This is a genomic window from Candidatus Angelobacter sp. (assembly GCA_035607015.1).
Lineage (GTDB): Bacteria > Verrucomicrobiota > Verrucomicrobiia > Limisphaerales > AV2 > AV2.
In genome coordinates this window covers 1-4295 of record DATNDF010000198.1, presented here as the reverse complement: position 1 = coordinate 4295, position 4295 = coordinate 1, and the positions used below count along the sequence as shown (strand labels likewise).

Annotated in this window: 5 protein-coding genes; 1 reads left to right on the top strand and 4 read right to left on the bottom strand. The window is 58.6% G+C overall.

The features are described 5' to 3' along the window. On the top strand, positions 1–1686 hold a 1686-nt coding region (locus tag VN887_08070; GenBank protein HXT39963.1), incomplete at its 5' end, for a sigma-70 family RNA polymerase sigma factor. A 24-nt stretch (positions 1687–1710) separates the two neighbouring features. On the opposite strand, the gene purD is transcribed toward VN887_08070, so the two are convergent. The 4 genes from purD to VN887_08050 all read right to left on the bottom strand — a co-directional run. After that, positions 1711–3003 carry a phosphoribosylamine--glycine ligase gene (gene purD, locus VN887_08065; GenBank protein HXT39962.1) on the bottom strand — a complete coding sequence of 431 codons (1293 nt, stop codon included), beginning with the start codon at positions 3001–3003 and terminating at the stop codon, positions 1711–1713. Between the two features lie 140 nt (positions 3004–3143). Then, positions 3144–3341, bottom strand: a complete 198-nt coding sequence (locus VN887_08060) for a hypothetical protein (protein HXT39961.1) — start codon at positions 3339–3341, stop codon at positions 3144–3146. A 103-nt stretch (positions 3342–3444) separates the two neighbouring features. Then, positions 3445–3813 carry a CoA-binding protein gene (locus tag VN887_08055; GenBank protein HXT39960.1) on the bottom strand — a complete coding sequence of 123 codons (369 nt, stop codon included), beginning with the start codon at positions 3811–3813 and terminating at the stop codon, positions 3445–3447. A gap of 79 nt (positions 3814–3892) precedes the next feature. Then, the coding region (locus VN887_08050; GenBank protein ID HXT39959.1) for an ATP-binding protein at positions 3893–4295 on the bottom strand (403 nt) is incomplete at its 5' end.

Here is a 4295-nt window from a genome sequence, read left to right as displayed (position 1 = left end):
CGGCCGCTCGCGGACAAACTGGCGGAAAGCAACTCGCTGGTGGGGTGGCTTTATCGCAGCACGCGCTTCGCGGCGCTCAATCAACTGCGCGACAACCGCCGCCGCCTCGCTCACGAAAGACTCGCCATGGAACAGCTCATCACCAACTCCGAAACCGCGCCGGACTGGGAGCGCGTCCGTCCCGTGCTGGACGAAGCGATGGCGGATTTGAATGACGAGGACCGTGAGGCATTGCTGCTCCGTTTTTTCAAAAACCACGATTTCCGCGCCGTCGGCCTTGCCCTTGGAGTAAGCGACGACGCGGCGCAAAAGCGCGTGAGCCGGGCTGTCGAACGACTGCGCGAATTCTTCGCCAAACGCGGCGTCACCGTCGGCGCGGGCGGACTCGTCGTCGTCATCTCCGCCAACGCTGTCCAGGCCGCGCCCGCCGGACTCGCCATCACGATTTCCGCCGCCGCCGCACTGGCCGGAACAACCCTCGCCACCACCGCAACTGCAACCGCTACCGAAGTGATCGCCATGACCACACTTCAAAAAACTCTCGTCACTGCCGCAGTGGTCGCCAGCGTGGCGATGACCCTGGTGATTCAGCATCAATCTCAAGTCGAGCTGCGGGAGCAGAACCAGTCTTTGCGGCAGCAAATTGCGCAACTCCAGACGGACAACGCTACTCTATCCAGTCGCCTTGCGCGCGCCGATCGTTCGCTCGCTTCAAAGCTTCCCGCGCCGACAGTACGCTCCACCATTCCGCCAACCGGACCGCTGGCAGAAGATTTAACCGCCACAAACCTGTATGCCCGGCTCAAAGAGAATCCGGCCAAATTGACGGCCGGAGAAATTGCGTCCTACCTCAACGCAAACCGTCGCAGTGCGTCCAGTCTCCTCGCAGCATACCGCACCACGGGTGACCCGAAGCTACTGGAAGAAGCGATGCAAAAATACCCAGACGATCCTCAAGTGGCATTTGAGGCAGCGTTCAAAAAGGACGCGTCTCCCGAACAGCGGCGTCAGTGGATCGAGGCTTTCAAAAAGTCGGCCTCCGAAAACGCGCTGCCGAATTATCTTTCCGCTCTCGATTACTTCAAGGCAGGCCAGACGGACCTGGCAGTGCAGGAACTCATCGCTGCTTCAGGCAAACGACAATTTCAGGACTACACACTGGACCGCATGCAGGATGATGAAGAGGCTTATCTTACCGCTGGTTACTCGATGGCCGAGTCGAAAACAATTCCCTCATCCCAGTTGCTGTTGCCGCAGCTCAAGCAAATCAAAGACTTGAGCCAGCGAATGATTGATCTGGCCGGTTCTTATCGGCAAGCCGGCGATAAGGATTCGGCGCAGACTGCATTGCAGATGGCCGCGAACCTGGGCCAGCGCTACGGTGATTCCCTTGTTGGCGAACCTGAGGTCAGCCGCCTCGTCGGATTGGCTGTCGAACGCAATGCTCTCGACGCGATGGATCCAAACAGTCCGTACGGTGTCAACGGACAGACGGCCGGGGACCGACTCGATTATTTGGCTCAACAAAGCGCGGAGATCAGACAACTCGCCCAACAAACGGAAGCCCTGTTGCCCATGATGTCCGATCCGGATTGGATCAGCTACAAGGATCGTTGGAGGGTATTCGGCGAAGAGGCCGCGGCCCGATGGTTGATAAACAAGTATGGCCAACAACAAACCCAGTAAGAAGCATTTGCAGACACCGTGACGCTAACCAAGTGCCTTGGCCGCGATATCGCGGCGGAAATGCGCGCCTTCAAAATGGATTTTCTCAACAGCGGCGTAGGCGGCGGCTTGCGCGATTCTCAGGTCCTTGCCCAGCGCCGTCACACCCAGCACGCGACCGCCGTTGGTGACGATCTGACCATCCTTCAACATCGTTCCCCCATGAAAAACTTTCGTGTGCGGTAGCGCATTCGCCGCGTCGAGACCGGAGATGACCTTGCCCTTCTCGTAGCTGCCCGGATAACCCCCGCTGGCCATCACCACGCACACGCTCGTCATCGGACTCCACTTCAACTCCATCCTGCCCAGCGTGCCGCTCGCGCTCGCTTCGAGCAATTCGACGAGGTCGTTTTCGAGCCGAGTGAGATAGACCTGCGTCTCCGGGTCACCGAAGCGCGCGTTGAACTCCAGTACTTTTGGACCCTTTTTGGTAAGCATAACGCCCGGATAAATGATGCCGCGGAAATCAATTCCCTCCTCCCCGCAACCTTGCAGCCAGGGACCGAGGATTTGTCCGCCGACTTTTTGCAACTCCGCATCGCTGAGGAATGGGGCCGGCGAATACGTGCCCATGCCGCCCGTGTTCGGACCTCGATCTCCATCCAATGCGCGCTTGTGATCCTGCGACGTCGGGAAAAGTTTTGCCGTCGTGCCGTCGCACAGCGCATGCAATGAAATCTCCGTTCCTTCGAGAAGCTCCTGAATGACCACGCGTGATCCGGCGGCTCCGAACGCTTTGCTGACCATGATTTCGTCCACGGCGCGGTCGGCTTCGGTTTGATTTGCGCAGATCAAAACGCCTTTGCCGAGCGCAAGACCGTCTGCCTTCACCACACAGCGTCCACCGAGCGATGCACAAAATCTTTTCGCTGCAACAGCATTATCAAAAGTTCCCGCCGCCGCAGTTGGGATGCCGTATTTCTCCATGAAATTCTGGGAGAATACTTTTGAAGATTCGAATTGCGCCGCCCTTTGATTCGGTCCCCAGATGCGCAGGCCATTCTTCTGAAACAGATCCACAATGCCGAGCGCGAGCGGGTTGTCCGGCCCGACAACTGTGAGTTCGACTTTTCTTTCCAGCGCAAACGCCAGCAGCTTGGGCAAATCCTCCGCGCCGACGCTCACGCATTCGACCAGCGAACCGTTCTTCGCGAGTCGCTCAACACCGATGCCCGAGTTGGCGGGCGCGCACCACAGTTGCGTGACGTGCGGCGATTGCGCCAGTTTCCAGACCAGCGCGTGTTCGCGCCCGCCGGAACCAATGACCAGAAGTCTCATGGCGGCGGGATTGAATCAGGAAACCGCACGCTGAGGAAAAGAAATCTTTAACGGATGAAAAACAAACTGCGCCGACACAGACTCAGCCGTTTTACGGGCGTTTTGTCCGCGCCAGCGCAGTTTGCATCGGACACGACGGCTTATCGCTTCAGCAGGCCGTCGCTTTCCAGGGAATTGACAAGGTCCTTCTCGGCGAGCACCCAGTCCTGCAGCGTCAACGCATGATCGCGCAGCTTGTCGCGATAAAGTTCGAACGCGTGCTGCCGCACCATTCCCCTGGTGACACCGGGCGTGAACGGTTCGGGCTGTTTCAGAGTCTCGTGCTTTTTCGTTTTCATGACACGCCTTTCTCTTTGACGAAACTAACATAGACCGCGAAGTCCGGCTTGCAACCGGGTGAAAGGAAAAGTTATTCACCGCGGGGAAGCGGCCGGGCGAAAGTCAAAGCGACGCCGGAGACACGCCCAGTCCGACGATGCTGCACGCCCGAATCGCATTGAGTCCAAGGCGCTCGACTTCGGCCAGCACTTCCTCTGACTCCGTGCCCGGATTCAACCAGAGCTCGTCGCAACCCTTCGCCGCAATATCAGGCATCACCTTCAGGAGAACCTTTGGTGGCAGGTAAACGCTCACCATCTGCGGTCGCACCGGGACGTCGAGAATACTTTTGTACGCGGCCAGTCCTTCGATTGCGGCCTCCTTCGGGTTCACAGGATAAACGGCATAACCTTGTTTGAGGAAGGCGCGCGCCGCCTTATTGCCAAACTTCGAGCGGTCATTGGAAGCGCCGATGATGGCGACGGTGTTCATGAAGGAACATTCACCAAGGAACATCCGCCCGCAAGAGCAGCCGCATTGGGGTGGCACGGCGGCTCCAGAACCGGGGCCGCTACTTCGCGGTCAGGTCTCGGGCGTGCAGGTAGATTGTGAAGGTAGTCCCCTGCCCAACCCGGGTCTGCAGGTGGATCGCTCCCTTCCCTTCCTTCACAAACCGGTGCACGATGGCCAGCCCGAGGCCGGTGCCCTTGCTGCTGGATTTGGTGGTGAAAAAAGGCTGGAAGATCTTTGGCAAAACGTCCGGCGCAATACCGGGACCGTTGTCTCGGACCGCAATGGCCAGCAACGGCGCGACGTTGTGCAGGCCGTCACGATTGATAAGGTGGTTTTCCGGTCCGTCCTGAATGCCGGACAAGTCCAGGGGTTTTGCCAGACGCTGCCCGAAAATCTCCACGCGGTGCGGCTCGGGGCTGCATTGCAGCGCGTTGATGGTAAGATTCAGCAGGATTTGAATG

Excerpts from the sequence above, each read along its gene's own strand:
- VN887_08055 (HXT39960.1), bottom strand. The coding sequence starts at position 3,813 with ATGAACACCGTCGCCATCATCGGCGCTTCCAATGACCGCTCGAAGTTT.
- VN887_08060 (HXT39961.1), bottom strand. The coding sequence starts at position 3,341 with ATGAAAACGAAAAAGCACGAGACTCTGAAACAGCCCGAACCGTTCACG.
- purD (HXT39962.1), bottom strand. The coding sequence starts at position 3,003 with ATGAGACTTCTGGTCATTGGTTCCGGCGGGCGCGAACACGCGCTGGTC.